Origin of the sequence: Nonomuraea sp. KM90, from assembly GCF_052246675.1 — a bacterium.
Lineage (GTDB): Bacteria > Actinomycetota > Actinomycetes > Streptosporangiales > Streptosporangiaceae > Nonomuraea.
Window position 1 is genome coordinate 61,529 of the sequence record NZ_JBQQCB010000009.1, and the last position, 25,672, is coordinate 87,200.

The following is a 25,672-nucleotide window of genomic DNA, read 5'->3' on the forward strand; positions in this document are numbered from 1 at the left end:
CTCAGGTGAGCGATGGGGCGGCCGGTCAGGGGTCGAGGGTCAGGGCGAGGCGGCGGGACAGGCCGGTGTTGCGGCGGTGGCCGAGCCGGTGGACCGCGAGCTCCAGCGCCTCCCGCTGCCCCACCAGCACCACCCACGCCTTGGCCCGTGTCACCAGCGTGTACAGCAGCTTGCGCCGCAGCATGATCCCCCCGGACTCGGCCACGATCGGCGCCACCACGAACGGGTATTCGCTGCCCTGCGACCGATGCACGCTGATCGCGTACGCATGCGTCAGGTCGTCGAGCTCGTCGAACCCGTAACGCACGCTCTCCCCGTCGTCCGTCCGGATCTCGACCACCCGCTCCTCCCGCACCACCGCCGTCACCGTCCCCGTCTCCCCGTTGAAGACCCCCTTGTCGTAGTTGTTGCGGATCGGCATCACCCGGTCGCCCACCCGGAACACCGTGGCCCCCGACCAGTGCTCGGCCTTGTCGTCGGCGGCCGGGTTGAGCTGGTCCTGGATCAGCCGCCCGAGCGTCGTGGCGCCCGTCTCGCCCTTGCGCATCGGGCACAGCACCTGGACCTGGTCCGGCTCGACGTTCTGCTTGCGCGGGATGCCCACCATCGCCAGGTGCGCCACCCGCCGCGCCACCTGCTCGGGATCGTCGAGCTCCTCGAACCAGAACCCGCCCCCGCCCGGCGTCGCCGGCAGCCGGCCGGCGCGGATGCGGTGGGCGGCGTCGATGATGCCGCTGCCGCTCGCCTGCCGGAAGACGTGGGTGAGCTGGACCCGGGGGATCGCCGTGACGCGCAGCAGGTCGGCCAGGACGTCGCCGGGGCCGATGCTGGGGAGCTGGTCGCCGTCGCCGATGAGGAGCAGGTGGCTGCCGGGCCGCACGGCGGCGGTGAGGCGGGTGGCCAGGTGGAGGTCGAGCATGGACGCCTCGTCCACCACGATCAGGTCGGCCTGCGAGGGCCGCTCGTCGAACAGCGTCTCCGGGTCGGGGTCGGGCTGCTGGGCCAGCATGCGGTGCACGGTCATCGCGGGCAGCCCGGTCAGCTCCGACAGCCGCTTGGCGGCCTTGCCGGTGGGCGCCGTGAGCGTGACCGTGCCGCCGGCCGCGCGCACGGTGGTCGCGATGGCCTTGACCGTGTGGCTCTTGCCGCACCCGGGGCCGCCCGTGATGATCGAGACGGTGCTGGTCAGGGCCATGGTGACGGCGGCCCGCTGGTCGTCGTGCAGCCCGGGGTCCTCCCGGAACGAGCGCAGCGGCAGCGTCGAGCGGGCCTCCATGAGCGCGGTGAGCTGCGCGGTGAGCGCCACCTCCCGGCTGTGCACGTGCTTGGCGTACGCGACCGTCTGCCCCGGCACCTGCCCCGGCTGGTCGGGCGCCGCCTCCACGACCACCCGCCGGTCGGCCACCAGCGCGTCGACCATCGGCCGCACCAGGTCCTGGTCCTGCTCGATCAGCTCGGCCGTCTCCCTGACCAGCGTGGCGACCGGCACGAAGCAGTGCCCGTCGCGGCTGCCGGCCGCCTCCAGCCGGTCGAGCAGCGCCGCCTTGACCCGCTGCGGGCTGCGCTCGGGCACCCCGGACTGCAGGGCGATCCGGTCGGCGATGCGGAACGCGATGCCCCTGACCCGCCCGATGAGCCGGTAGGGGTCGGTGGCCAGGACCTCGTCGGCGTCCTGCCCGAACACCTGGTAGATCTTGGCGGCCAGCAGCGGGCTGACGCCGAGCCCCTGCAGGGTCACCATCAGCGCCGCGATGGACTTCTGCTCCCGCCACGCCTCGACGATCTGCGCCTGCCGCAGCGGCCCGATGTTGACGACCTCGGTGAGCCGCTCGGGCTCGCCGTCGATGACCTTGAGCGTGGCCTCGCCGAAGTGGTCGACGATCGCGTACGCCAGCCGCGGCCCGATCCCCCTGATCAGCCCCGACCCCAGGTAGATGCGGATCGCCCGGACCGACGACGGCGTCACCCGCTCGCACCCGGTCACGGCGAAGCGGCGGCCGTGACGGGCGTGCCGGCTCCAGTCGCCGAACAGCCGCAGCGTCTCGCCCGGCTGCACCCCGGCCAGCGCCCGCCCGGTCGCCACGAAGTCGGGCACGCCGTCGGCGCTCATGCGCGCGACGGTGTATTCGTCCTCCCGGACGTAGACGAGCTGCTCGACGGACGCCTCCACAGGGGAGATCCAACCATCCGTCACCGACAATCGGTCACATGGCGGTCGGGAACGTCCGGGGCTCGGCCTCGCCCCAGGGCTCGCCGTGCAGCGGGTGCACCGCCCGGCTCTCGTCCATCCAGAGGAAGGCGTCGTAGCGGCGGCCCACGATCGTGGGCACGTAGTTGCCCCAGCGCTCGCGGTCCGGGTGGTACACGACGCCGATCGCCCGGTGCCCCATCGGCTCGTCGTACCAGTCGGCCCGCAGGCCGGAGGGCGGCACCAGGAACAGCGCGTCCTGACCCGGGAGGGCCTCGTGCAGGAACGCCTCCAGGGAGGCCGGGCGCGCCGGCGGGACCGGCATGACGTGGTGCTGCGCGCCCCACCGGTCACCGGCCACCACCGTGCCCCGGTGGCTGCCGAAGCCCACGAGCACGACGTCCTCGTGGTGCCGCTCGCGGGCGAGCTGCCCGAGATTGGTCATCCCGGCGGCGGCCATGTCCGTGGCCCGCGCGTCGCCGATGTGCGTGTTGTGCGCCCACACCACGCCCTTGGCCCGATGGTGCTCGGCCAGCCGGTCGAGGGTGTCGGCCATGTGGACGTCCCTGATGTTCCAGGAGTCGGGGCCGCCGCGCACCATGGCCCGGTAGTAGCGCTCGGCCCCGGCCACGACCTCGGCGTTCTGCCGTACGCCGAAGCCGCCCGCGCCGCCCGGGGCGGTGCCGGCCACCGCGGCCAGCAGGTTCACCACCTCGTCCTCGCAGGTCTCGGGGATCAGGCGGCTGACCAGGCCGTACTGCTGGGGGTCGTGGCCGTAGGACTCGAAGCAGTACAGGGCCTCCATCACGGTCTCCACCTGGTCCGGCAGGTGGGCGGCGGCGTAGCGGCGCAGGGCGCGCAGGGAGTCCCAGAGGCTGTAGACGTCCAGGCCGTGGAAGCCGCAGCGCTCGCCGGGCGGGCGCTCGGCGTTCCACCGGCTCAGCCAGCGGCAGAAGTCCGCGACCTCCTCGTTGGCCCACATGAAGGTGGGCCAGCGCTCGAAGCCGTACAGCGCGTCGAAGGGGTCGGCGCCGGTGGTGACGGCCTGGTTGACCCGCTCGCAGTCGGGCCAGTCGCCCTCGACGGCGACGAAACCGAAGCCCTTCTCGGCGATCAGGCGCCGGGTCAGCGCGGCCCGCCAGGCGTAGAAGTCGTGCGTGCCGTGGCTGGCCTCGCCGATCAGCACGAACCTGGCCTCGCCGACGCGTTCGAGCAGCGGGCCGAGGTCGCCGGGGCCGGTGAGCGGCAGCGCCGCGCGGCGCACCTCGTCCTGGTTCGTCATGGGTCCTCCTCCGAGACAGGCGCGCGAGCCGACGGGGCCGTGCGGGAGGTCATGGGTCCTCCTCCGCGAGCATCCGCAGGCATTCGCGGGCGAGCTGGAGCTCCTCGCGCACCTGGACCACCAGCACCGGTACGGCGGCGTCGTACGCGCTGACCGGCCCGTCGTCGGGCCGGTTGCCCCGGACCGGGGGCCGCACCCCGAGCAGGCCGAGGCGGCGGCAGACGGCCTCGCGCACCTCCGGCTGGTCCCAGCCGATCTCCCCGGTGAACACCAGCGCGTCGATCCGCCGCAGCGAGGTGGCCGCGGCGGCGATCTCCCGGCTGACCCGGTGGGCGAACACCCGCAGCGCCAGCCCGGCCGCCTCGTCCCCGTCCCGCTCGGCCGCCACCAGCTCCCGCGTGTCCCCGGAGCGTCCGCCCGACAGGCCCAGCAGCCCGGAGCGGCGTTCGAGCCCCTCGCCCAGCTCGTCGACCGACAGGTGGCCCTGCGACAGCAGCCACACCAGCATCCCGGGGTCCACGCCGCCCGAGCGCTTGCTCATGGGCAGCCCGTCCAGCGGCGTGAACCCCATCGAGGTGTCCAGGCTGCGCCCGCCCGACAGCGCGCACACCGAGCAGCCGCCGCCCAGGTGCGTCAGCACGAGGTCGAGCTCGGCGGCCGGGCGGCCGAGCAGCTCGGCCACCCGGTCGGCGGCCCAGGAGTAGGACAGGCCGTGGAAGCCGTAGCGGCGCAGGCCGTACCGCTCGCGCCACTCGTGCGGCAGGGCGTAGACGGCGGCGGCGTCCGGCAGGTCGGCGTGGAAGGCGGTGTCGGGGCAGAGGACGTGCGGCACGGCCGGGAGCTGCTCGCGGGCCGCCTCCAGCAGGGCCAGCGCCGGCGGCAGGTGCAGCGGCGCCAGGCTCGTCAGGCGCGCCAGCGCCGCGGCCGTCTCGTCGTCGGCCACCGCGGGCGCGCGCAGCAGGTCGCCGCCGTGCACGATCCGGTGCGCCACCGCCCGGACGTCGCGGTCGAAGTGGCCGCCGAGGAACGCCGACAGCTCCTCCCTGGCCGATCCGGGGTCGACGGCCCGCTCGGCGTGCGCGCTGTCCAGCACGCTGCCGCCCTGGACGAGGTCGAGACGCAGGCTCGACGAACCGGCGTTGACGGTGAGTATCGCCGCCGACTCCGCCACCTGCTCGTCCATTGCCCGGCCCATGCCGCCCGGCTACCCCCGACCGTCTTCACAAAACGGACGAACGGCCGCCCCGGCTTTACCCCGCTCAGGGGTTGCCTCTCCTGGAGCTCGGGTAGTCGTGCGCCATGGAAATCACCCTGCAGGTGAACGGCGTGTCCCGCACGGTGGACGTGGATCCGCGAATGTCGCTGCTCGACCTGCTCCGCGAACGGCTGGGGCTCATCGGCGCCAAGAAGGGGTGCGACCACGGCCAGTGCGGCGCCTGCACGGTCCTGATCGACGGGCGGCGGGCCAACTCCTGCCTGGCGCTGGCGGTGGCGGTGGCGGGCTCGGAGGTCACCACCGTCGAAGGGCTGGCCAGGGGCGAGGACCTGCATCCCCTGCAGGCCGCGTTCATCGAGCACGACGCCTTCCAGTGCGGCTACTGCACGCCGGGCCAGCTCTGCTCGGCGGCCGGGATGCTGGGGGAGCCGGGCCCGAGCGCCGTCACCGAGGACATCCTCGTCGATCCGGACCTGACCCCCGAGGAGATCAGAGAGCGGATGAGCGGCAACCTGTGCCGGTGCGGCGCGTACGTCAACATCGTCGGCGCGATCGGCGAGGTGGCCCGGTGAAACCCTTCGAGTACGCCCGCGCCGTCAGCCCGGCGGAGGCCGTGCGCGACTTCGCCCCCGGCACCATGTACCTGGGCGGCGGCACCAACCTGGTCGACCTCATGCGGCTGGGCGTGGCCGAGCCCGAGCGCCTCCTCGACGTCAGCCGCCTGCCGCTCGACATCATCGAGCCCGTGGGCGACCGCGTCCGCGTCGGCGCCACCGTGCGCAACACCGACCTGGCGGCCGACCCCCTCGTCCGCAGCCGCTATCCCATGCTGGCCAGGGCCGTGCTGACCGGCGCCTCCGGCCAGGTGCGCAACGTCGCGACGGTCGGCGGCAACCTGCTGCAGCGCACCCGCTGCGCGTACTTCCAGGACGTGACCAGACCCTGCAACAAGCGCCGCCCCGGCTCCGGCTGCCCCGCGATCGCCGGCGACCACGGCAACCTGGCCGTCCTCGGCACCTCCGGCTCCTGCGTGGCCACCCACCCCTCGGACATGGCCGTCGCCCTGGCCGCGCTGGAGGCCGAGGTGCACGTCACCGGCCCGGGCGGCGACCGCATCATCCCCATACCCGGCCTGCACCGCCTGCCCGGTGAGGAGCCGGAGCGCGACACCGTGCTGGAGCCCGGCGACCTGATCACCGCGGTGGAGCTGCCGCCGCCGCCCCCGGGGGCCTCGGTCTACCGGAAGGTGCGCGAGCGGGCGTCGTTCGCGTTCGCGCTGGTGTCCATCGCCGCCGTGCTCGACGTGGGCTCCGACGGCGTCGTCACCGGCTGCCGCATCGCGCTCGGCGGGGTGGCGCACGCCCCCTGGCGGGCCGAGCGGGCCGAGCGGGCGATCATCGGCGGGCCGGCGACCGGCGAGGCGTTCCTCCAGGCCGCCGAGGCCGAGCTGGAGCAGGCCCACCCGCTGCCGCGCAACGCCTTCAAGGTGCCGCTGGCCCGCAACCTGATCGTCTCCACGCTGGAGGAGCTGGCACCGTGAACCGCATCGAGGGCCGCGTCAAGGTCACGGGGTTGGCCACGTACGCCGCCGAATACCCGGCCGAGGGCGTCACCTACGCCTACCCCGTGCAGTCGCACATCGCCAAGGGCCGCGTCAAGCGCGTGGACAGCGGCCCGGCGCTGGAGATGCCCGGCGTGCTGGCCGTGCTGTCCTGCGAGGACCCGCCCGACCTGGCCGAGGACGCCGACCCGGAGCTGGCCCTGTTCCAGCGCCGCGAGGTCGCCTACCGGGGCCAGCTCGTCGCCGCCGTCGTCGCCGACACCTACGAGAACGCCCGCGCCGCCGCCGCGGCCCTCCGCGTCGACTACGACCCCGACGACCACGACGTGCGCCGGCACCCCGAGCACCCCTGCCTCTACCGGCCCTAGGTCGTCAACCCGAACTTCCCCGCCGACACCGGGCACTGCGACGTCGAGGAGGGGCTCGCCGCCGCCGCGACCACGGTCGACGTCACCTACGAGACGCCCGTCCTGCACAACAACCCGATGGAGCCGCACGCGGCCCTGGCCCTCTGGGACGCGGAGGGCAGGCTGCTGGTGTACGACACCGCGCAGGGCTCCTCGACCAGCCGCGACATGATCGCCAAGACCCTGGACCTGCCGCCGGACCGGGTGCGCGTGGTGGCCAGGCACGTGGGCGGCGGGTTCGGCTCCAAGGGCACCACGCGGCCGCAGGCCGTGCTGGCCGCGATCGCCGCCAGGGAGGTCGGCCGCCCGGTCAAGATCGTGCTGACCCGGCAGCAGATGTTCGACGTCACCGGCTACCGCACGCCGACGATCCAGCGGGTGCGGCTCGGCGCCGACGCCGAGGGGCGGCTCACGGCGCTGGAGCACGTGGCGTACGAGCAGAGCTCCACCCTGGTCGAGTTCGCCGAGCAGACCGCCACCCCGTCGCGCGTCATGTACGGCACGCCCGCGCTGCGCACCGCGCACCGGCTCGTCCGGCTGGACGTGGCCACCCCGTCGTGGATGCGCGCCCCGGGGGAGTGCCCCGGCATGTACGCGCTGGAGTCCGCCATGGACGAGCTGGCCTACGCCGCCGGCCTGGACCCGGTCGAGCTGCGCGTCATCAACGACCCGGAGACCGAGCCGGACAGTGGCCTGCCGTTCAGCTCCCGCAACCTGGTCGGCTGCCTGCGCGAGGGCGCCCACCGGTTCGGCTGGGAGCACCGCGACCCGGAGCCGGGGATCAGGCGCGAGGGGGAGTGGCTGGTCGGCACCGGCGTGGCCGCCTCGACCTACCCGGCCAGGCGGTTGCCGTGCAAGGCCGTGGCCACCGTGCGGGACGGCGACTTCCTCGTCCAGGTGGCCGCCGCGGACATCGGCACCGGCGCGCGTACGGCGCTGACCAGGATCGCGGCCGGCGCGCTCGGCGTCGCCCCCGAGCGGGTGCACGTCGAGCTCGGCGACAGCGACCTGCCGGACGCGCCCGTCGCCGGCGGCTCCATGGGCACGGCCTCGTGGGGCTCGGCGGTCGTGCGGGCCTGCGAGGAGCTGCGGCGCGACGGCAAGGAGGGCCGCGCCGACACCAGGGAGGAGATCAAGGGCGACGCCCGGCTGGCCCGGCACGCCTTCGGCGCCCAGTTCGCCGAGGTGCGGGTCAGCTCCGTGACCGGCGAGGTGCGCGTCCCGCGGCTGCTGGGCGTGTTCGCCGCCGGGCACATCGTGGACGCCAAGCTGGCCAGGTCGCAGTTCATCGGCGGCATGACGATGGGCCTGGGCATGGCGCTGATGGAGGAGACGCTCACCGACGAGGAGTTCGGCGGTTTCCTGCACCGCGACCTGGCGCAGTACCACGTGCCCGCGTGCGCCGACGTACCGGACGTGGAGGCGGTCTGGCTGGACGAGCAGGACGGCGAGCTCAACCCGATGGGCAGCAAGGGCATCGGCGAGATCGGCATCGTCGGGACGGCGGCCGCGATCGGCAACGCCGTCCACCATGCCACCGGCCGCCGCATCCGCGAGTTGCCCATTACGCCGGCGAAGATCCTCCTACCGAGGTTTTAGCCGTTCTTGGCAAGGAAGAGGAAGTCTCTCGTTGACTGGCGGGAGGCGGCGTGAAGAACGAGTCGGACCAGGAGCGCGCGGATCGCAATTTCGTCGAGCTGCTCCAGGGCGCGCGTGTGGCGGTCACCGGCGTGCAGGTGCTGTTCGCGTTCCTGCTCACCGTGCCCTTCTCCTCCGGGTTCGCCCGGCTGGACCAGGTCGACCGCTGGCTGTACTACGCGGCGCTGGTCAGCGCAGCGATCGCGTCGATCTGCTACATCGCGCCGACCGCCCAGCACCGCGTGCTGTTCCGGCAGGGCCGCAAGGAGACGCTGGTACGCCGCTCCAACCTCTACGGCATCCTCGGCGCGCTCGCCCTGGCCGTGTCGATGACCACGTCCACGATGTTCGTGATCGACTACCTCTTCGACGCGACGCTGGCCTGGATCACCGCGGGCGCCCTGGCCGTGCTGGCGCTGTGGACCTGGTTCGGCCAGCCGGCGCTCAACCGGTCGGATCAGTCCTCGTCGGACGGGAGCCCGGTGTCGTCGTCCGACGACTGACGCCCGTACGCGGCCCGGGCGATCATGTAGGCCGCGACCGACACCGTGACCACCTGGGAGATCGCCACCAGCAGCAGCGGCCCGGCGTTCGACCAGGTGGGCCGATGCAGCCACATGGCCAGCAGCACCAGCAGCACGCCGAGCACCTGCGGCTTCGTGCCGGCGTGCATGCGGTCCAGCGTGGTGCGGAAACGCACCAGCCCCGCCCCGGCCGACAGCGCCAGCGCAGCCCCCAGGAGCAGGCAGACCCCCTCCGCCACCTCCAGCGCGCTCATCGCGGCCCCCTTCCGGTCCGGTCCGCGAAGAACCGGGCCAGCGACACCGACCCGACGAACCCCAGCAGCGACAGCACCAGCAGGATCGGCAGGTCCGAATAGTCGTCCCTGGCCACGGCGAACGCCCCCACCCCGCACATCGACAACGACGTGAACACGTCCAGCGCCACCGCCCGGTCCAGCATCGACGGCCCGCGCCCCGCCCGCCACAGCGAGGCGGCCGCCCCGCACCCGAGCAGGACGAGCGTCGCCAGGTACACCGCCGTCACGGCAGCTCCTCCCGATCCCGGCGGGTGCCGAACGCCGCCACGATGCGCGACTCCAGCCCCGCGATGTCCGCCCGCACGGCCTCGGCGACGTCGCCGGGCCGGCCCAGCACGTGCACCAGCAGCTCCCCGGGGTACCTCTCCAGCACCAGGCTCCCGGGCACGGTGGACAGCGCGACGATGATCATCACGGTCAGGGCCTCGGACGACGTGCGCAGCGGCACCCGGACGATCTGCGTCGGCGGCTGCCCCGGATGCGCCACCCAGAACACCACCCGCACGGTCGAGATCACCATGTCCCAGCCGAACCACAGCAGGAACCTGACGAGCGCCACCGGACGCACCCGGATGCCGGGATCGAGGATGGGCAGCGGTAGCAGCCACGTCACCACCAGCCCGGTCACCAGCCCGCCCAGCACGTTGCCCGCCGACAGGTCGCCCCACAACATCACCCACACCAGCGCCAGCCAGGCCACCAGCGGCAGCGGTACCCGCCGGCCGAGCACCCGCGGCGCCAGGACCTCCCGCCGCACGGGCTCGCCGCCAGGGACGTCCCGCCTCATGGCCGCCCCTCCAGCACCGCCGAGATGTACGGCTCGCGGGCCAGCAGCTCGCCCGCCGTCCGCTGCGCCAGCGCCGACAGCGGCCCCGCCAGCACCGTGAACGACAACCCGAGCGCGACCAGCGCCACCACCGACAGCGGCAGCGCCGCCGGCAGCGTGGCCGTCGTCACGGTGGGCTCCTCACCGGTGTACTCCTCGCTCTCCAGCACCCGGCCCACCCGGTCCGAGCGCGGGCCGCGCCAGAACGCCTTGCCCCACGTCTTGGCCACCGCGTACAGCGTGAGCAGGCTCGTCGCCAGGCCCCCGGCCACCAGCGTGACCGGCAGCCACCCCCCGGCCGCCAGCCCGGCCTGCACCAGCATCAGCTTGCCCAGGAACCCCGACATCGGCGGGATGCCCGACAGGTTCATGGCCGGCACGAAGAACAGCACGGCGATCAGCGGCGTCGCCCTCATCAGCCCGCCCAGCCGGGTCACCGACGTGGTGCCGGTCCGCCGCTCGACCATCCCCGTCACCAGGAACAGGCTCGTCTGCACGGTGATGTGGTGCACCACGTAGAAGATGGCCCCCGCCATGCCGGCCGGCGTGGACAGGGCCACGCCGAAGACCATGTACCCGATGTGGCTGACCAGCGTGAAGGAGAGCATCCGTTTCATGTCCGTCTGCGCCACCGCGCCCAGCACCCCCGCGAGCATGGTGGCCAGCGCGACCCACATGAGCAGCGTCGAGACCGGCCCGCCGGGGAACAGCAGCGCCTCCAGGCGGATGATCGAGTACACGCCGACCTTGGTGAGCAGCCCGGCGAACACGGCCGTGGCCGGGGCGGGCGCGGTCGGGTAGGAGTCGGGCAGCCACGCCGACATGGGGAAGATCGCCGCCTTGATCGCGAACGCCAGCAGCAGCGTCAGCTCCACCAGCAGCTTCACCTGCTCGGGCAGCGTGGCGAAGCGCTGGGCGAGCTGCGCCATCGACAGCGTCCCGGTGGCGGCGTAGGTGACGGCCAGCGCGATCAGGAACAACATCGACGAGGCCAGGGCCATCAGCGTGTACGTGGCGCCCGCCCGGATCCTGGAGTCCGTGCCGCCGAACGTCAGCAGCACGTACGAGCCGCTCAGCAGCAGCTCGAACGCCACGAACAGGTTGAACAGGTCCCCCGACAGGAACGCGTCGGCCACCCCCGCCACCATCACCAGGAACGCCGGATGGAAGATCGCCATCGGGGCGTCGTGCTCCTGCTCGTCGTAGGCGTTGGCCACCGAGTACGCCATCACGCACAGCGTCACCGCCGAGGACACCACGAGCACCAGCGTGGAGAGCCGGTCGGCCACCAGGCAGATGCCGATCGGCGACGGCCAGCCGCCCAGCTCGGTCACCAGCGGGCCGTGCGCGTCGGCCGCGACCATCAGCACCACCGCCACCGCCAGCGAGATGCCCAGCGTGACGAGGCTGATGAGCGACTGCAGCCGGCGCAGCCGCCCGCCGATCGCCAGCTTCACCCCGGCGGCCAGCAGCGGCAGCATCACCGGCACGCAGACGAGGCTCTCCAGCGTGATCGGGCTCTCCATGGGTCAGTCCTCGCCCTCCAGCTCGGGGTCCTGCGCGAGGGCCTGCCGCTCGCGCTCCTCCCGGATGGCCGCGCGCATCTGCCTGCGCGCGTCCCGCTGGCGGGCCTTGAGCTTGCGGCGCAGCCGCTTCTCCCTGGCCGCCTGCTCCTCCCGCCCCCGCTCGTGCTGCTCGCGCAGCTGCTCGATGCGCTCGGCGTTGTCCATGGCGTCCCAGCCCGCGCGCAGCCCCACCTCCTCGAAACGGCGCTGCAGCTCCTCCTCCGACACCCCCTCCTGCCTGAGCCCGCGCATCCACCGGTCGAGCTCGTCGTGCACCCGGGAGATGCGCCGCTCCAGGTCGGCCTCCTCCAGCCGCTCCAGCTCGGCCTGCTCGGCCTCCAGGTGGGCCAGCTCGGCCCGCTGCTCGGTGACCAGCCGCCGGTAGGCGTCCCGCCGGGCGCGTACGGCGTCGCCCAGCTCGCCGCGCCGCGCGCGCAGCCGCACCCGCCGGTCCTCGGTGTCGTCCTGGACCTCGTCGCTGCCGGTGAGCTGCCACGAGCGGTGCACCAGGGCCAGCAGGAACGCCGTCACGCCCAGGGTGATCACGATGGCGGTGAGCACCATGGCCTGCGGCAGCGGGTCGGCGAACCCCGGTGCGTCGGTGAAGGGCGGGCCGCCCGCGCTGCCGCCGGAGGTGACGATCAGCAGGTTCACCCCGTTGCCCAGCACGATGACGCCGGCCAGCACCCGTACCAGGCTGCGTTCCAGCAGCAGCGTCACCCCGACGGTGATCATCACGCAGCAGGCCGCGAACGGCACCAGGGACAGGCTCACGAGCCCTCCTCGGCGTCGATCTGCCGGTCCAGCTCGGCGCCCAGGCCGCGCAGCACGTCCTGGACCATGCCGACCACGGACACGTACACGCCGAGGTCGAACAGCAGCCCCGTGGACACGTGCACGTGCCCGAGCACCGGCACGGCCACGTCCGTGGCCAGCATCTCCAGCGCCGCCGAGCCGAACAGCAGCCCGATCAGCGCCGTCCCCGCCGACAGGGTCAGCCCGGCCCCCATGAGCACGCCCGCGTGCACCGGCACGGCCGCGGCTAGCTCGTTCCGGCCGCCCGCCAGGTAGCGCACGGTGATCGCCAGCCCGGCCACGATGCCGCCCGCGAACCCGCCGCCGACCCCGCTGTGCCCGATGAACAGCAGGAACACCGACAACGCCAGCACCGTGTGGAACGTCAGCCGCGCCGCCACCTCGAACGCCAGCGCCCGCTGCCCGCGCGGCAGCGTGGCCGCCAGCCAGTGCGTGCGCTCCGCGGGACGGTGCCCGGCCTCGCTCCGCTCGATGCTGTACGACCTGCGCCGCAGGAACACCAGGCTCGTCACGCCCAGCGTGAGCACGATGAGCACCGCGCTCTCGCCCAGCGTGTCCCACGCGCGGATGTCGAGGATGATCGCGCTGACGATGTTGCGCGCCCCGGCCTGCTCGGCCGCCCGGCCCATCAGCGCGCCGACCGGCTGCTCGCCGCGCGCGGCCATCGCCAGCATGCCCGCGCCCGTGACGACCACCCCGAACGCCAGCCCCACCCCGAGCCGGAACGGGATCGGCAGCCGCCCCCGGTCCGGCTCGATCGGCAGCCGCCGCAGCACCAGCGCGAACACCACCAGGCTCAGCGTCTCGGCGAGGAACTGCGTCAGCGCCAGGTCGGGCGAGCCGTGCGCGAGGAACAGCAGCGCGGTGCCGTAGCCGGTCAGGCCGATGATCAGGGCCAGCAGGATGTACGCGCGGGAGAACAGCGCCAGCACGGCCGCGGCCGCCAGCAGCACGGCCACCACAGGCTGCTCCGGCCGCTGCCAGGCGACGACCGGCACGTCCAGGCGGGGCGCGCCGCCGTGCAGGAGGGAGAACAGCCCCACCCCGACCGTCACCAGCAGCGTCAGCAGCAGGTAGTCGGGCACGGAGCCGCGCTGGATGAAGCCGGTGAGCTGGATGGCGAACCGGTCCAGCCGCCGCACGGCCGACCAGAAGACCTGGCTGGAGTCGAGCACGTGCAGCGCCGCCCCCGCCCGCGCCACCGGCTCCCGGGCCAGGAACAGCACCACCCCGCCCGCCAGGGCCGCCGCCGACAGCAGCAGCGGCGGCGTGAAACCGCTCCACGGCGCCAGGTGGGAGGGGTGCCCCGGGTCGGCGAACGTGCCGGTGTAGCCGGACATCGCGCCCTCGTACCAGGAGGCCAGGGGGGCGAACGCGAGCCCCGGCACCGACAGCAGCGCGGCCGGGGCGAACATGGCCGCCGGCACCGGGTGCACCTGCCGCGCCGGCTTGCCCGGTTTGTCGACGAAGGCGCCCCACAGGAAGCGCAGCGTGTACGCCGCCGTCAGGGCCGAGCCCGTCACCACGCCCGCCAGCGTGAGCGGCGCGCCCAGCAGCGCCTCCAGCGCCGCCTCCTTCCCGGCGAACCCCACCAGCGGCGGCAGCCCCGCCATCGAGGCCCCCGCCAGCACGGCGACCGCGCACACCCACGGCATCGCCCGGCCCACGCCGCTCAGCTCGCCCAGGTCCCGGGTGCCCGCCGCGTGATCGACGATGCCCACCACCAGGAACAGCGCCGCCTTGAACAGCGCGTGCGCCAGCAACATGCCCACGCCCGCCAGCGCGGCGCCCTCGTTCCCCGAGCCGAACAGCACCACGAGGAACCCCAGCTGGCTGACCGTGCCGTAGGCCAGCAGCCGCTTCAGATCGTTCTCCCGCAGCGCCCGCCACCCGCCCAGCAGCATCGTCACCAGGCCGAGCGGCACCGCCACCGCCCGCCACAGCGCCAGGTCGCCGAACGCGGGGCCCAGCCTGGCCAGCAGGTAGACGCCGGCCTTCACCATGGCGGCCGCGTGCAGGTATGCCGACACGGGCGTGGGCGCGGCCATCGCGGCGGGCAGCCACGTGCTGAACGGGAAGATCGCCGACTTCGCCAGCGCCCCCGCCAGCACCAGCACGACGGCGACCGGCGCCAGGTCCGGCGGACGGGCGACGATCTCCGACACCTGGTAGGAGCCCGCCGCCTGGCCGACCAGCACGAACCCGGCGAGCATGGCCAGGCCGCCGAACGTGGTGACCGTCAGCGCCTTCATCGCGGCCTGCCGGCTCATCCGGCTCATGGGGTCGTAGCCGATCAGCAGGTAGGAGAAGACGGTGGTCAGCTCCCAGAACACGTACAGGAGGAGCAGGTCGTCGGCGGTGACCAGCCCCAGCATCGACCCCGCGAACGCCACCATCGCGCCGCCGTAGCGGCCGAGCGCTTCGTCGCCCGCCGCGAAGTACCGGGCGCTGTAGCACAGCACCAGCACCCCGACCCCGGTGACCAGCGACATCATCAGCACGGTCAGCGGGTCCGCGCGGAAGGACAGCTCCATGCCCAGCGTCGGCGCCCACGTCGTGCTCTCCCGGGCGGGCAGGCCGCGCAGCGCCAGCCAGCCGGCGTAGCAGAACGCGGCGGCCGGCGGGACGGCCAGCAGGGCGAACGAGGCTCGCCCCAGCCGAGTGGCCAGCCAGGGAGCGCAGGCAGCCACGGCCGCGTGCAGGATCAGCAGCGACTCCATGGGCTCCTCGGACGGGAATTTCCGGCTACGCCCGCCCAATCTCCCCCACCGCGCCACCACCGCCACACAGGCGCGACCGGGATTGACCCGAACGACACCAGTCCCACACCGAGGTGTGGGACTGGCCGTTTCGCGTGCTTCAGGTCCGGTCGTTACAGGTCCCCGCGAGCGGGGCCCTGGTCGTGATCAGGTACTGGTCGACCTTGCGGTCCAGGCAGGCCGAGCCCTTGCGGTAGCCGGTGTGGCCGTCGGCGTCGTGGGTGAGCAGCACGCCGTTCGACAGCTGCGCGGCCAGCGCCTTGGCCAGCTTGTACGGCGTCGCCGGGTCACGCGTCGTGCCCACGACCACGATCGGCGGCGAGCCCTTGGCGTGCACCTTCTTCGGGTAGCGGGTGCCCTTGACCGGCCAGTACGGGCAGGGGTTCTCCGGGTGGTCGACGCAGTTGATGGCCACGAGGGCCTCGAAGCTGTTGTCGTAACGGCCGCCGATCGTCCGCCCGTTGCCCGCGTCGGCCAGCAGCAGCAGCTTGCTGCCGTCGCCCTTGTACGCGTCCGTCAGGGCCTGCCGCAGGCTGGGCCAGCTGGCGGTCTGGTACATGGAGAACTGCACGGCGCCGCGCACCACGGCCTCGGTGACCTGCCTGCCGTCGTACACGTTGCGCAGCGGCGCCGTGTCGGCCCGCCGGTAGAGCTTGTCGAGCTGCTTCAGCGCCGCCTTGACGTCGTGCTTGCGGAACGGGCAGTTCCTGGCCTTGAAGCAGTCCCGCAGGAACGACGTCGTCGCCACCTGGAACCCGCGGGCCTGGTCCTGGACGAACTCGGCGGCGTGCTGGGACGGGTCCTCGGCGCCGTCCAGCACCATCGCCCTGATCCGCTTCGGGAACATGTCCGCGTAGATCGAGCCGAGATAGGTGCCGTAGGAGAAGCCCAGGTACGTCAGGCGCGCGTCACCCAGCGTGGCCCGCATCACGTCCATGTCCCGCGCCGTGTTCACCGTGCCGACCTTGGACAGCAGCTGCTTGCCGGAGTTCGCCACGCAGTACTTGGCGAAGATCTTGGCCCACTGTCGCGAGTGCCTGACCTCGGCGCGGGTGTCCGGGGTCGGGTCGAGCGCGTGGTAGGCGTCGAGGTCGAGCGTCCCCAGGCAGCGCACCGGCGAGGACGCGCCGACGCCGCGCGGATCGAAGCTGACGACGTCGAACCGCTCCCTGACGGCGGCGGAAACGATTTCCTTGCCGGCTTTCAGGGCGGTCACGCCGGACCCGCCGGGACCGCCGAAATTGAGCACGACCGAGCCGATCTTCTTGCCGGTGGCGGGGAGCCGGACCATGCTGATCTTAATCCGTTTGCCGTTCGGCTTCGAATAGTCGAGTGGCACTGACAATTTCGCGCACTCGTACCCGTTACCGCAGCCTGACCAGGCAAGACGCTGGCCGTAATAAGTGTCGAGCCCGTCGGTGGCAGTGGCCTGCGCCATGGCGGGCAAACCCGTCAGGGCGATCAGGCCCGCGATGACAGGCGTAAAGATTGTGATTAGGCGTCGCATGCTCGAACGGTGCGCGGTGAACCTTGCGGCGCCCTTTATAGTCGCTGGAATAGATCCATTGCAAGAAATGTAACTCGCCGGGAACGGCCCGGCTGACCTGCGCGTCCATCCGTGGAGCCGGACTGCGCGGACCTCGCACGGGGGCGCTGCGCGCCCTGAGTGGCCCGGTCGTGCGGCGAGGGCTCTGCCGGGAGGTCAGCTGGCGTCGGAGACGCGTCGGTGGACCTCCTCGGCGAGCCGGTCCAGCGACCGGTCCAGCAGCCCGCGCACCTCATCGGCCCGGGCACCCGAGTCGGGCTCGTCCAGGAGGCTGATGTGCACGGTCACCTCGCTGGTCCCGGCGGCCGAGTCGGAGACCTGCAGCCATCCCGAATAGTCGGGATGGTCGCGCCCGCCCCACTCCACCCGGAGCTGGTCCTCCTCGGCGCGGAACAGGCCCTCGTGCTTGCCGGTGCCGGGCACCAGCGAGCCGTCCGCCTCGATCGTGCCGGGGCCGCTGTCATGCACCGACAGCCCCTGGGGCAGCCAGCGGTCCATGATCTCCACGTCGGACGCGACGCCGAACACCACCATGCTCTCCGCGGGCATCCCGCGCGTCGCCTCGAACTCCGCCATACCGTCCCCCCGAGTTCCAATGCCAGCGCCGTACCCCTGTGATCTGGTCGCAAACAGCGGTCGCCCCGTCGGTGTCTGCCGCTACGGTTGCGTGGGTGGTAATCGTGTGGCGAGGGGAGCGGGGCGATGGCGGAGCCGCCACGGGTGCCGCCGGAGATGTTCCGGTTCACCACCACCGAGCGGGCAGATCTGCACACCGCGGTGCTCTATGCCTTCGGCGAGGCCAACGAGCGGCTCGAGACGGCGCTGACGGTGGACGAGGTGCGCGAGCGGCTGCGCGCGGTGGGGTGGTACGCGCCGGTCGGCGAGCAGGATCTGGCCGGCACGCTCAAGCAGCTGGCCGGCTGGGGGCTGCTCGACGTGATCTTCAATCACGCGGGGAGCTTCGCGACCGCCGAGGAGTACGAGCGCAAGAACCTGCAATATTCGCTGACCAGGCGGGGCGAGGCGGCGTTCGCCGGGGTGCAGCACGCCATGGCCATGCTGGCCTCGGCGGGGGCGCTGCAGACCGCCGTGCTCGACGCGATCGCCGACCGGCTGGGGGAGCTGGACAGCCTGCTGCGCGACCCCGACCCCGGGCGCAACCGGCGCATCTTCAGCAGCCTGCAGGAGCTGGAGGGGCATCTCGACGGGCTGCGTAACAACACCAAGCAGTTCAACGGGGAGTTGCAGCGGCTGCTGCGCGTCGAGGGGTCGGATTTGGCCACGTTCCACGAGGTCAAGGCCGCCACCGTGGCCTACCTTCAGGAGTTCGTGACCAATCTGGAGCAGCGGGGCGACACCATCGCGGCCGCGCTGCGCGCCGTGGCCCGGCACGGGGTCAGCGTGCTGCACGCCCGCGCGCTGGACGGCGCCGACCTGCCGAAGGTGCCCGGGGCCGATCATGCCACCCCCTGGCTGGCGGCCCGGGCGGCGAAGTGGGACGGGCTGCGGCTGTGGTTCGCCCCAGAGGTGGAAGGCGCTGAGGAGGAAGGCGCTGAGGAGGAAGGCACCGAGGGGGCCGTCAGCGGAGGCAGTGGGGGAGGGGTCGCGGGAGGCGCCGGGCGGGGTGCCGCGGGCGGTGGGGTGCCGCGGGTGCGGCAGTTGCATGATGTGGCGCGGCGGGCGATCGTGTCGCTGTTGCAGGTGCTCGACCGCATCACCGACTCCCGCCGGCGCTCCTCCAGCGCCGCCGCCGACTTCCGTACGCTGGCCCGCTGGTTCGCCACCGCGCCCGGCGAGGACGACGCGCACCGGCTGTGGGACGCGGCGTTCGGGCTCGGCTCGGCCAGGCACCCGCACCTCGGGCACGCCGACGCCGAGCTGATCCCCGCCGGGGTGCCCTGGGCGGAGGCCGAGCCGGTCGAGGTGTCGGCGCTGCTGCGCTCGCGCGGGCGTACGGAGCGGATGGGCCGCACGGGCAAGGTGCGCGACGTGGCGGCGCTGCGGGCCGAGCGCAGGGCGCGGGCCGAGAAGGAGCGGGCCGAGCTGGAGGCCGCCTGGTCGGCGCTGGCCACGACCGGCGCGATGCGGCTGTCGCAGCTGGGGGAGCTCGACCATGACACGTTCGGGCGGCTGCTCGACCTGCTGGGGCGGGCCCTGGCCGAGCGGCCCGACTCGCTCGGGTTCCGGCGGGCCGTCACCTCGGACGGGCGGGTGGAGATCGTGCTGCGGGCGCCGGACGACGGGGCGGTGGCGGTGCTGCGCACGTCCGAGGGGTGGTTCCGGGGCCCCGACTACCTCATCGACGTACGGGCTCCGGGGGCCGGCAGCCGCGGGAAGGTGGTGGGCGCGTGAGCAGCCTGGCCAACCAGCTCGTCAGGGCCGAGAAGGAGGAGATCGCCCGCGCGATCAGGACCCTGCTCGGCCGGCCCCTCGTGTCCCTGCACGACGACCCCGCCGCCTTCGACCTGATCAGGAAGCGGCGGCAGCCGCTGATCCAGTGGTTCGACTACTTCTGCGGCTGGCGGCTGGTCGTGGAGTCGCGCCAGGGGTACGCCCGCCTGGTCAAGATCGGGTCCGAGCCGGGCGCCACCCGGCCCGCGCGGCGCCGCCGCACCACCAGGGCGCCGTTCGACCGCCGCCGCTACACGCTGCTGTGCCTGTGCGCGGCCGAGCTGCTCACCTCGCCGGTCACCACGATCGGCATGCTGGCCCAGCGGGTGGTCCAGGCGGCCGCGGTGGAGGCCGACGTGCCCGCGTTCGACCCGGTCAGGAACGACGAGCGGGCGGCCTTCGTGGACGCGCTCAAGCTGCTGGAGCACTACGGGGCGATCACCTCCATGGACGGCGCCACCGACTCCTACCTGGATGACGAGGACGCCAAGGTGCTCTACCGGGTGGACACGACACGGGTGATCCGGCTGCTGGCCGCGCCGGTGCCGCCGTCCAGGGTGGCGGCCGCGATGGAGACCGCCCTGGAGGCCGTCCCGGATGCCACGCTGGAGGAACGCGACCCGGGAGGCGGCCCGGCGAGCGACCCGGTGCGGGCGCTGACGGTCGAGGCTCGTTACGGCGGCGACGAGCCGACCGAGACCCAGCGCAACCTGTGGGCGCGCCACTCGCTCATCCGCCGCCTGCTCGACGACCCCGTCGTCTACCGCGACGAGCTCACCCCCGCGCAGTCCGCCTACGCCGCCTCCCTGACCGGCCGCCAGATCCTGCGCCGCGCCGCCGAGGAGGCCGGGTTCGTGCTGGAGGAGCGGGCCGAGGGCTTCCTGCTCATCGACACCGACGCGATCGCCACCGACACCAAGTTCCCCGACGACGGCAGCCACGCCAAGGTGGCCGCCCTGCTCATGCTCGACCTGCTGGTCACCTCCGGCCCCGTCACCGCCGCCAGGCTCGACCGCGAGGCGGCAGGGCTGCTGCGGCGGTTCCCGCAGTGGGCCAAGGCCTACCAGTCCGAGGGCGGCGGGCCGCGGCTGGCCGCCGACGCGCTGCAGGTGCTCACGCAGTTCGGGCTGGCCCGCGTCACGGGTGACCAGGTCGCCGCCCTGCCCGCCGCGGCCCGCTACCGGGTCGATCACGGCGCGGCCGTCCAGGAGGATTCATGACAGTCACCGAGCTCGCCCCGCCGCGCGCCGCGCAGGGAGTGGACGCCCGCTGGACCCCCGTACGCGCCGGGATCCTCAACGTGTGGCGCTACTACGACGAGGTGTTCGAGTTCCACCGGGGCAGGCTGCTGCTGCGCGGCCCCAACGGCAGCGGCAAGTCCAAGGTGCTCGAACTGCTGCTCCCGTACGTGCTGGACGCGAGCCTCAAGCCCAGCAGGCTGTCCACGTTCGGCGGCACCGAGCGCACCATGCACTGGAACCTGATGGGCGACGGCGCCGGCGGCACCACCCGGGTCGGCTACGTGTGGCTGGAGTTCCGGCACGCCGACGGCCGCTGGTTCACCTGCGGCGCCCGGCTGCAGGCCACCATCCACACCAAGAACGTCACCGCCACCTACTTCACGACCGAGGCCCGCGTCGACGCCCCCGACGGCGTCCGGCTCACCGGCGACGCCGGCCAGCCGCTGACCAAGGCCCAGCTCGTGGAGGAGCTCGGCGCGTCCGGCAAGGTCCACGAGTCGGCCGAGTCCTACCGTACGGTCGTCCGCCAGACGCTCTACCGCGCGCTCAACGAGCAGCGCTACGACTCGCTGCTGACCGCGCTGCGCCAGCTCCGCACCCCCAAGCTGTCCGAACGCCTCGACCCCGGCCTGCTGTCGGAGCTGCTGTCGAGCGCCCTGCCGCCGCTCGGCGAGGGCGAGATCCACGAGATCGCCGAGGGGTTCGAGCGGCTCGACCGCCAGCGCGAGGAGCTGCGCCTGCTCGACCGCGACGTGGAGGAGGCCGACCGGCTCGCCACCCGGCAGCGCAACTACGCCCAGCGCGTCCTGCGCGCCGCCGCCGCGGCCGTGACCTCCGCCGGATACTCCCTGGAGTCGCTGGCGGCCGAGGTCAAGGCCAAGCGGGAGGCGCTGAAGGAGGCCGAGCGGGAGCTGGACGCGGCGACCGTGCGGCTGGGCGAGGAGGAGGCGCAGGAGCTGGCCCTGGCCGCGCAGATCGACGGGCTGAAGGAGAGCGAGGCGTACAAGGCCGGCGGCGACCTGCACCGGCTCCGCACCGAGGCCCAGGCGGCGCACGAGGCGGCGGGCCGCCTGCGCGACCAGGCGGGGCAGGCGGCCCGCGCCGTGTCGGGCAAGCAGGAGCTGTCGGCCCGGGCCGCCGACACGGCCCGCAAGGCGGCGGCGCTGGCCGACCGCGCCCGGACGGAGGCCCGCCACGCGGCCGAACGCGCCGGGCTGCTCGCCGTCCACGAGGAGACGGAACGGGCTGGATCGGCCCAGGAGCCGCCCGGACCCGCCCATGGGCGGCGCCACGAGCCAGGGGCAGGCGGGGCCCCGCGCGGTGAGGCCGCGCCGGACAGGGGCGAGGGACCGCGGGGCGCGCCGGACCCGGGTGAGGGAGCGCGCGGTGTGGCGTCCTCGGGTGAGGGAGCGCGGAGTGCGGCGGACGGTGAGGAGGCCGTGCGCAGGGCGCGGGAGCTGCTGCGGGCCGCCGTGTCCAGCCGTGCCGCCCAGATCAGGGAAGTACGCGCCGGAGCCGTCGGGCACGAGGAGGCGATCAAGCGCCGCACCACCGCCGAGCACGACCGCGACCAGGCCCGCGACGACCTGGCCGCCGCCCAGGAGGCGCACGGGCGGGCCGAGCGGCTGCGCGACGACCGCGCCCGCGACCTGGCCGCCGCCCTGGCCGACTGGGCGGGCGGCTGCACCCAGCTGCAGCTGGAGCCGGGCACGCTGGCCGGCCTGGCCGACGACTTCGAGGGCGCCGACGACCTGGTCGGCACCGCCCGGACGATGGCCGCCGTCGAGCTGGCCGCCCGCGAGCAGCACCTGAGGCGGCTGCGCGAGGGCCTGGCCGCGGAGCGCGCCGAGCTGGCCCAGGAGCGCGAGAGCCTCAACGACCAGACCGTGCTCGAACCGCCCGCCCCGCACACCCGCACCACGGCCGCCCGGCTCGGACGGCCCGGGACGCCGCTGTGGCGGGCGGTGGCGTTCAGGTCGGGGCTCGACCCCGTCGCGCAGGCCGGGGTGGAGGCCGCGCTCGAGGCCTCGGGCCTGCTCGACCTGTGGCTGCGGCCCGACGGCGGGTTCGACCCGGGCGAGCACGACGCCTTCGCTGTGGCCGCGCTGTCCAAGCCCGCCCCCGGTTACAGCCTGGCCCACGTGCTGTTCACCGAGGCCGACTCCCCGGTGCCGGCCGACACGGTGCTGGGCGGCATCGCGTTCGCGCCCACCGCGATCGGCGTCGACCACCCGGCCGTCATCGGCGCCGACGGCACCTGGCGGCTGGGCCCGGCGGCGGGCCGGTGGGTCAAGCCCGAGCCCGCCTACATCGGCGCCACCGCCCGCGAGCGCGCCAGGCGGCGCCGCATCGCCGAGCTGGACGACCGGCTGGGCGAGCTGGCCGGGCGGATCGCCGAGTGCGACCATCTGCTCGCGGTGGTCGACGGCGACCGCGAGACGCTGGCCGCCGAGCTGCGGCGCAGGCCCGACCGCAGGCCGTACGCCGACGCGGTGCAGGACCTCGACGGCGCGGTGAAGAAGGTGGCGCTGCGGGAGGACCAGCTCCGGGCGTACGAGCAGCGCCTGCAGGAGCGCGAGCAGGACGTCGGCAGGTCGCTGCGCCGGCTCACCGAGCTGGCGGACCGGCACGCCCTGCCCACCGCGCTGCCCGCGCTCGACAACCTCGAGGAGGCCCTGCGCACCGCCGAGACCACCGGCGCCGTCTGGCACGACCGCCGCGCCGACGCCCGCGCCGCCAGGGAGCGGGCCGAGCTGGCCGCCGAGACCGCCGGCGAGTACGAACGGCTCGCCGTCGAGGCCGTCGAACGCGCCGAGGAGGCCGCGGCCGCCGCCGTCGTGCTGGCGGAGCGGCTGGCCGCGATCGAGTCCACGGTCGGCGTCGAGCACGTGCGCGTCCTCGAACAACTCCAGGACACCCAGGCCGCCTACCAGGCGTGCCGCCGCCTGATCAAGTCGGTCAACGACGGGATGGCCCGCCTCAACGCCCGGCTCGGCCAGCTCAGGGGCGAGCTCGGCACCGCCGAGGACAAGCACGCCGAGGCGGGGCGCGTGCGCGACGAGGTGTCCGACCGGTTCCGCCGCCTGGCGGCCGGGCACCTGCCGGCGGACGCGCGGGCGCCGGTGGAGCTGGCCCCCGAGGCCGGGGTGCGGGCCGTCCTGGAGGCGGCCAGGGCCGTGGCCGAGCAGCTGGCCACGGTCCCGTACGAGCACAAGAACGTCAGGGAGGCCGAGGCGCGGCTGCAGGACGCCTTCCACCACGCCAGGGAGATCCTCGCCGACCGGGCCGACCTGGAGCTGGCGCCCGACGAGGACGTACAGGTGCTCACCGCCACCGTCGGCGGCGTCCGGGCGGGGGCCGCGGCGCTCAGCAAGGCGCTGCGCAAGGAGCGCGACGAGCGGCGCTCGGACATCACCGACGCCGAGCGGGACCTGTTCGACCGGACGCTGGCCGGTGACACGCGGCGGCACCTGGCCGACCGGATCAGGCAGGCCACGGCCCTGGTGGAGGGCATGAACCAGCGCCTCGAACGCGTCCGCACCGCCTCCCGGGTGGCGGTGCGGCTGGTGTGGCAGGTCGATCCCACCCAGTCGGCCGGCACCCGGGCCGCCCGCGACCTGCTGCTGCGCGATCCGGCCGGGCTGTCGGAGGCCGACAAGGAGGCTCTCTACGTCTTCTTCCGGGATCGCGTGGAGGAGGCGCGGGCCGACAACTCCTCGGCGAGCTGGGAGGACCAGCTCATGAAGGTGCTCGACTACACGGCCTGGCACCGGTTCGTGGTCAAGCTCGACCGCGGCGACGGGCAGGGCTGGCAGGACCTGACGCGGAAACTGCACGGGGCGCTGTCGGGCGGGGAGAAGGCGATCGCGCTGCACCTGCCGCTGTTCGCCGCGGTGGCCGCGCACTACCAGACCGATTCGGGGTGCCCGCGGTTCATCCTGCTCGACGAGGTGTTCGTGGGGGTGGACAAGACGAACCGGGGGCAGGTGTTCGACCTGCTGGTGGACCTGGGGCTGGACCTGGTGCTCACGTCCGACCACGAGTGGTGCGAATACCGGGAGCTGGACGGGATCGCGATCCACCAGCTCATCACGGGCGACGGGGACGACGCGGTGACCACGGCCCGGTTCGTCTGGAACGGCTACCGAACGGTGCCGGCGGAATGACCCCCGGCCAGGCGGGCGGGGAGGTGCCCGAGCGGCTGCGGGCGGTGGAGCTGCGGCCCGTGTGGCAGGCCCTGCACGAGCGGCTCTCCTCCGGTCACCGGGTCAGCCGGGTCCGGGTGACGGGGCTGGAGGCGGCGCAGCAGGCCGCCGTGGCCGATCTTCTCGGCCTCGACCGCTACCCGGGGCCCGCGATCACCATCGACGTGGCCAGGCTCGAAGGGGCGCTGGGGCTCGACGCCCGTACCGTCACCGAGGCCGTGATCGGGCCCCTCGACGACCGCAGGCGCAGGCACGCGGAGCGGCGGCTCGAACGGGAGGCGCTGCTCGGCTGGTTCGCCGCCCATCCGGTGGTCGTGGCCGAGCCGGCGCTGCTCGCCCTGTCCGCCGTACGCGCCGGGCGTGACCTGCTCGGACAGGCCCTGGACGTGCTCGCCGCCCTGCCCGCCGCGGGCCGCCCGCTGGCGGCGGTGGCCGCCGACGTGACCGGCGACCCGCACGCCCTGGACGAGGGCACCCGGCTGTCGGCGCTGGTGCTGAAGGCCCTGTCCATCCTGTACGACGTGCCCGCCCCCGAGGGCGCCGAGGCGCGCCGGGCGCTGTGGGAGCGGGCGGGCGTGGCCTGCGACGCCCTCTCCACCACGGTGCTGGTCGCCGGTTTACGCCCCTCCGGCGACGAGCCCCTGGCCCGGGTGCTGCGGATCTGGGACGGGCGGCCGAGCGTGATCACGCTCGCGCAGCTCCAGGACGTACGCGAGCTGCGGCCGGCCGAGCCGGACGCCTGGGTGGTGGAGAACCCGACCGTGCTGGCGCTGGCCCATCAGCGGTTCGGCACCTCCTGCCCGCCGATGATCTGCACCTCGGGCTGGCCCAACAGCGCCGTCATCCGCCTGCTGCGCTCCCTCCCGGGGGTCCGGCTGCACTACCACGGCGACTTCGATGGGGCGGGCCTGCGCATCGCCGCCTACACCATGGCCAAGACCGGCGCGGTGCCGTGGCGCATGTCGGCCGGCGACTACCTGCGGGCCCTGGCCGACGGCCCGGCCTCCGGCCCCGCGCCCGGCCAGGTCACCGACGCGCCCTGGGATCCAGGGCTGGCCCCGGCGATGCGCTCGCGCGGGCTGGCCGTCCCGGAGGAACGGGTCGCGGAGCGGCTGCTCGACGACCTGGCGAGGTGATCCGGGGCCGGTGCGCGGGCGAGGCGGAAGCGGCGCCGGATGTCATGAGGGTGTTTCCGGTCGCGCGCGACCGGT

The 25,672-nt window shown here is 73.8% G+C and carries 20 protein-coding genes and 1 pseudogene; 10 read left to right on the top strand and 11 right to left on the bottom strand.

The genetic code is table 11. The features are described from left to right. Positions 1-25 precede the first annotated feature (25 nt). From recD2 to ACTWPW_RS12955, 3 genes are read right to left on the bottom strand one after another with little or no spacing between them, the layout of a single operon-like run. Complete coding sequence (recD2, locus tag ACTWPW_RS12945; RefSeq protein ID WP_375108664.1) at positions 26-2,170, bottom strand: SF1B family DNA helicase RecD2; 2,145 nt, start codon at positions 2,168-2,170, stop codon at positions 26-28. A gap of 34 nt (positions 2,171-2,204) precedes the next feature. Next, the gene (locus tag ACTWPW_RS12950; RefSeq protein ID WP_375108663.1) at positions 2,205-3,470 is read right to left on the bottom strand and encodes an erythromycin esterase family protein; all 1,266 of its coding nucleotides are present in this window, start codon (positions 3,468-3,470) and stop codon (positions 2,205-2,207) included. A 49-nt stretch (positions 3,471-3,519) separates the two neighbouring features. After that, positions 3,520-4,665 (bottom strand): acetate/propionate family kinase, encoded by a 1,146-nt coding sequence (locus ACTWPW_RS12955; RefSeq protein ID WP_375108662.1) that lies wholly within the window; start codon positions 4,663-4,665, stop codon positions 3,520-3,522. A 104-nt stretch (positions 4,666-4,769) separates the two neighbouring features. On the opposite strand from ACTWPW_RS12955, the gene ACTWPW_RS12960 reads away from it, so the two are divergent. The 6 genes and pseudogenes from ACTWPW_RS12960 to ACTWPW_RS12985 all read left to right on the top strand — a co-directional run bounded on the left by ACTWPW_RS12960 (position 4,770) and on the right by ACTWPW_RS12985 (position 8,795). Then, entirely contained in the window at positions 4,770-5,258 is a 489-nt protein-coding gene (locus tag ACTWPW_RS12960; RefSeq protein WP_375108661.1) for a (2Fe-2S)-binding protein, read from the top strand. After that, the gene (locus ACTWPW_RS12965; protein WP_375108660.1) at positions 5,255-6,226 is read left to right on the top strand and encodes an FAD binding domain-containing protein; all 972 of its coding nucleotides are present in this window, start codon (positions 5,255-5,257) and stop codon (positions 6,224-6,226) included. The genes ACTWPW_RS12960 and ACTWPW_RS12965 overlap by 4 nt, the downstream gene beginning before the upstream one ends. Beyond that, positions 6,223-6,615: a hypothetical protein gene (locus ACTWPW_RS12970; protein ID WP_443168848.1), complete on the top strand. Its 393-nt coding sequence runs from the start codon at positions 6,223-6,225 to the stop codon at positions 6,613-6,615. The genes ACTWPW_RS12965 and ACTWPW_RS12970 overlap by 4 nt, the downstream gene beginning before the upstream one ends. A 93-nt stretch (positions 6,616-6,708) precedes the next feature. Then, a pseudogene (locus ACTWPW_RS12975) lies at positions 6,709-7,710 on the top strand (xanthine dehydrogenase family protein molybdopterin-binding subunit); the annotation flags it as partial. Next, positions 7,693-8,253: a xanthine dehydrogenase family protein molybdopterin-binding subunit gene (locus ACTWPW_RS12980; protein ID WP_443168938.1), complete on the top strand. Its 561-nt coding sequence runs from the start codon at positions 7,693-7,695 to the stop codon at positions 8,251-8,253. The pseudogene ACTWPW_RS12975 and the gene ACTWPW_RS12980, both read left to right, overlap by 18 nt. Positions 8,254-8,303: 50 nt before the next feature. Continuing rightward, positions 8,304-8,795, top strand: coding sequence for a DUF6328 family protein (locus ACTWPW_RS12985; RefSeq protein WP_364124896.1), 492 nt, complete (start codon positions 8,304-8,306; stop codon positions 8,793-8,795). On the opposite strand, the gene mnhG is transcribed toward ACTWPW_RS12985, so the two are convergent. The 8 genes from mnhG to ACTWPW_RS13025 form a co-directional block, all read right to left on the bottom strand. Continuing rightward, positions 8,750-9,070, bottom strand: a complete 321-nt coding sequence (gene mnhG, locus ACTWPW_RS12990; protein ID WP_375108658.1) for a monovalent cation/H(+) antiporter subunit G — start codon at positions 9,068-9,070, stop codon at positions 8,750-8,752. The two genes, ACTWPW_RS12985 and mnhG, sit on opposite strands and share 46 nt — an antisense overlap. After that, on the bottom strand, positions 9,067-9,339 hold the full coding sequence (locus ACTWPW_RS12995) for a monovalent cation/H+ antiporter complex subunit F (RefSeq protein ID WP_375108657.1): 273 nt from the start codon (positions 9,337-9,339) through the stop codon (positions 9,067-9,069). Before ACTWPW_RS12995 ends, mnhG begins: the two co-directional genes overlap by 4 nt. Beyond that, on the bottom strand, positions 9,336-9,899 hold the full coding sequence (locus tag ACTWPW_RS13000; protein ID WP_443168849.1) for a Na+/H+ antiporter subunit E: 564 nt from the start codon (positions 9,897-9,899) through the stop codon (positions 9,336-9,338). Before ACTWPW_RS13000 ends, ACTWPW_RS12995 begins: the two co-directional genes overlap by 4 nt. Continuing rightward, on the bottom strand, positions 9,896-11,464 hold the full coding sequence (locus tag ACTWPW_RS13005; protein WP_443168850.1) for a Na+/H+ antiporter subunit D: 1,569 nt from the start codon (positions 11,462-11,464) through the stop codon (positions 9,896-9,898). Before ACTWPW_RS13005 ends, ACTWPW_RS13000 begins: the two co-directional genes overlap by 4 nt. A 3-nt stretch (positions 11,465-11,467) precedes the next feature. Next, positions 11,468-12,277 carry a Na(+)/H(+) antiporter subunit C gene (locus tag ACTWPW_RS13010; protein WP_443168851.1) on the bottom strand — a complete coding sequence of 270 codons (810 nt, stop codon included), beginning with the start codon at positions 12,275-12,277 and terminating at the stop codon, positions 11,468-11,470. After that, positions 12,274-15,039, bottom strand: a complete 2,766-nt coding sequence (locus ACTWPW_RS13015) for a Na+/H+ antiporter subunit A (RefSeq protein WP_443168852.1) — start codon at positions 15,037-15,039, stop codon at positions 12,274-12,276. Before ACTWPW_RS13015 ends, ACTWPW_RS13010 begins: the two co-directional genes overlap by 4 nt. Before the next feature lie 139 nt (positions 15,040-15,178). Then, entirely contained in the window at positions 15,179-16,369 is a 1,191-nt protein-coding gene (locus tag ACTWPW_RS13020) for an alpha/beta hydrolase (RefSeq protein WP_375108652.1), read from the bottom strand. 411 nt (positions 16,370-16,780) lie between these two features. After that, positions 16,781-17,200: an SRPBCC family protein gene (locus tag ACTWPW_RS13025; RefSeq protein ID WP_375108651.1), complete on the bottom strand. Its 420-nt coding sequence runs from the start codon at positions 17,198-17,200 to the stop codon at positions 16,781-16,783. A 126-nt stretch (positions 17,201-17,326) separates the two neighbouring features. Between ACTWPW_RS13025 and ACTWPW_RS13030 the strand changes: the two genes are divergently transcribed. From ACTWPW_RS13030 to ACTWPW_RS13045, 4 genes are read left to right on the top strand one after another with little or no spacing between them, the layout of a single operon-like run. After that, the gene (locus ACTWPW_RS13030) at positions 17,327-18,976 is read left to right on the top strand and encodes a TIGR02677 family protein (RefSeq protein WP_443168853.1); all 1,650 of its coding nucleotides are present in this window, start codon (positions 17,327-17,329) and stop codon (positions 18,974-18,976) included. Beyond that, positions 18,973-20,235 (top strand): TIGR02678 family protein, encoded by a 1,263-nt coding sequence (locus tag ACTWPW_RS13035; protein WP_443168854.1) that lies wholly within the window; start codon positions 18,973-18,975, stop codon positions 20,233-20,235. Before ACTWPW_RS13030 ends, ACTWPW_RS13035 begins: the two co-directional genes overlap by 4 nt. Continuing rightward, positions 20,232-24,422, top strand: coding sequence for a TIGR02680 family protein (locus tag ACTWPW_RS13040; protein ID WP_443168855.1), 4,191 nt, complete (start codon positions 20,232-20,234; stop codon positions 24,420-24,422). The genes ACTWPW_RS13035 and ACTWPW_RS13040 overlap by 4 nt, the downstream gene beginning before the upstream one ends. Further along, positions 24,419-25,597: a TIGR02679 family protein gene (locus ACTWPW_RS13045; protein ID WP_443168856.1), complete on the top strand. Its 1,179-nt coding sequence runs from the start codon at positions 24,419-24,421 to the stop codon at positions 25,595-25,597. Before ACTWPW_RS13040 ends, ACTWPW_RS13045 begins: the two co-directional genes overlap by 4 nt. Positions 25,598-25,672: the final 75 nt, after the last annotated feature.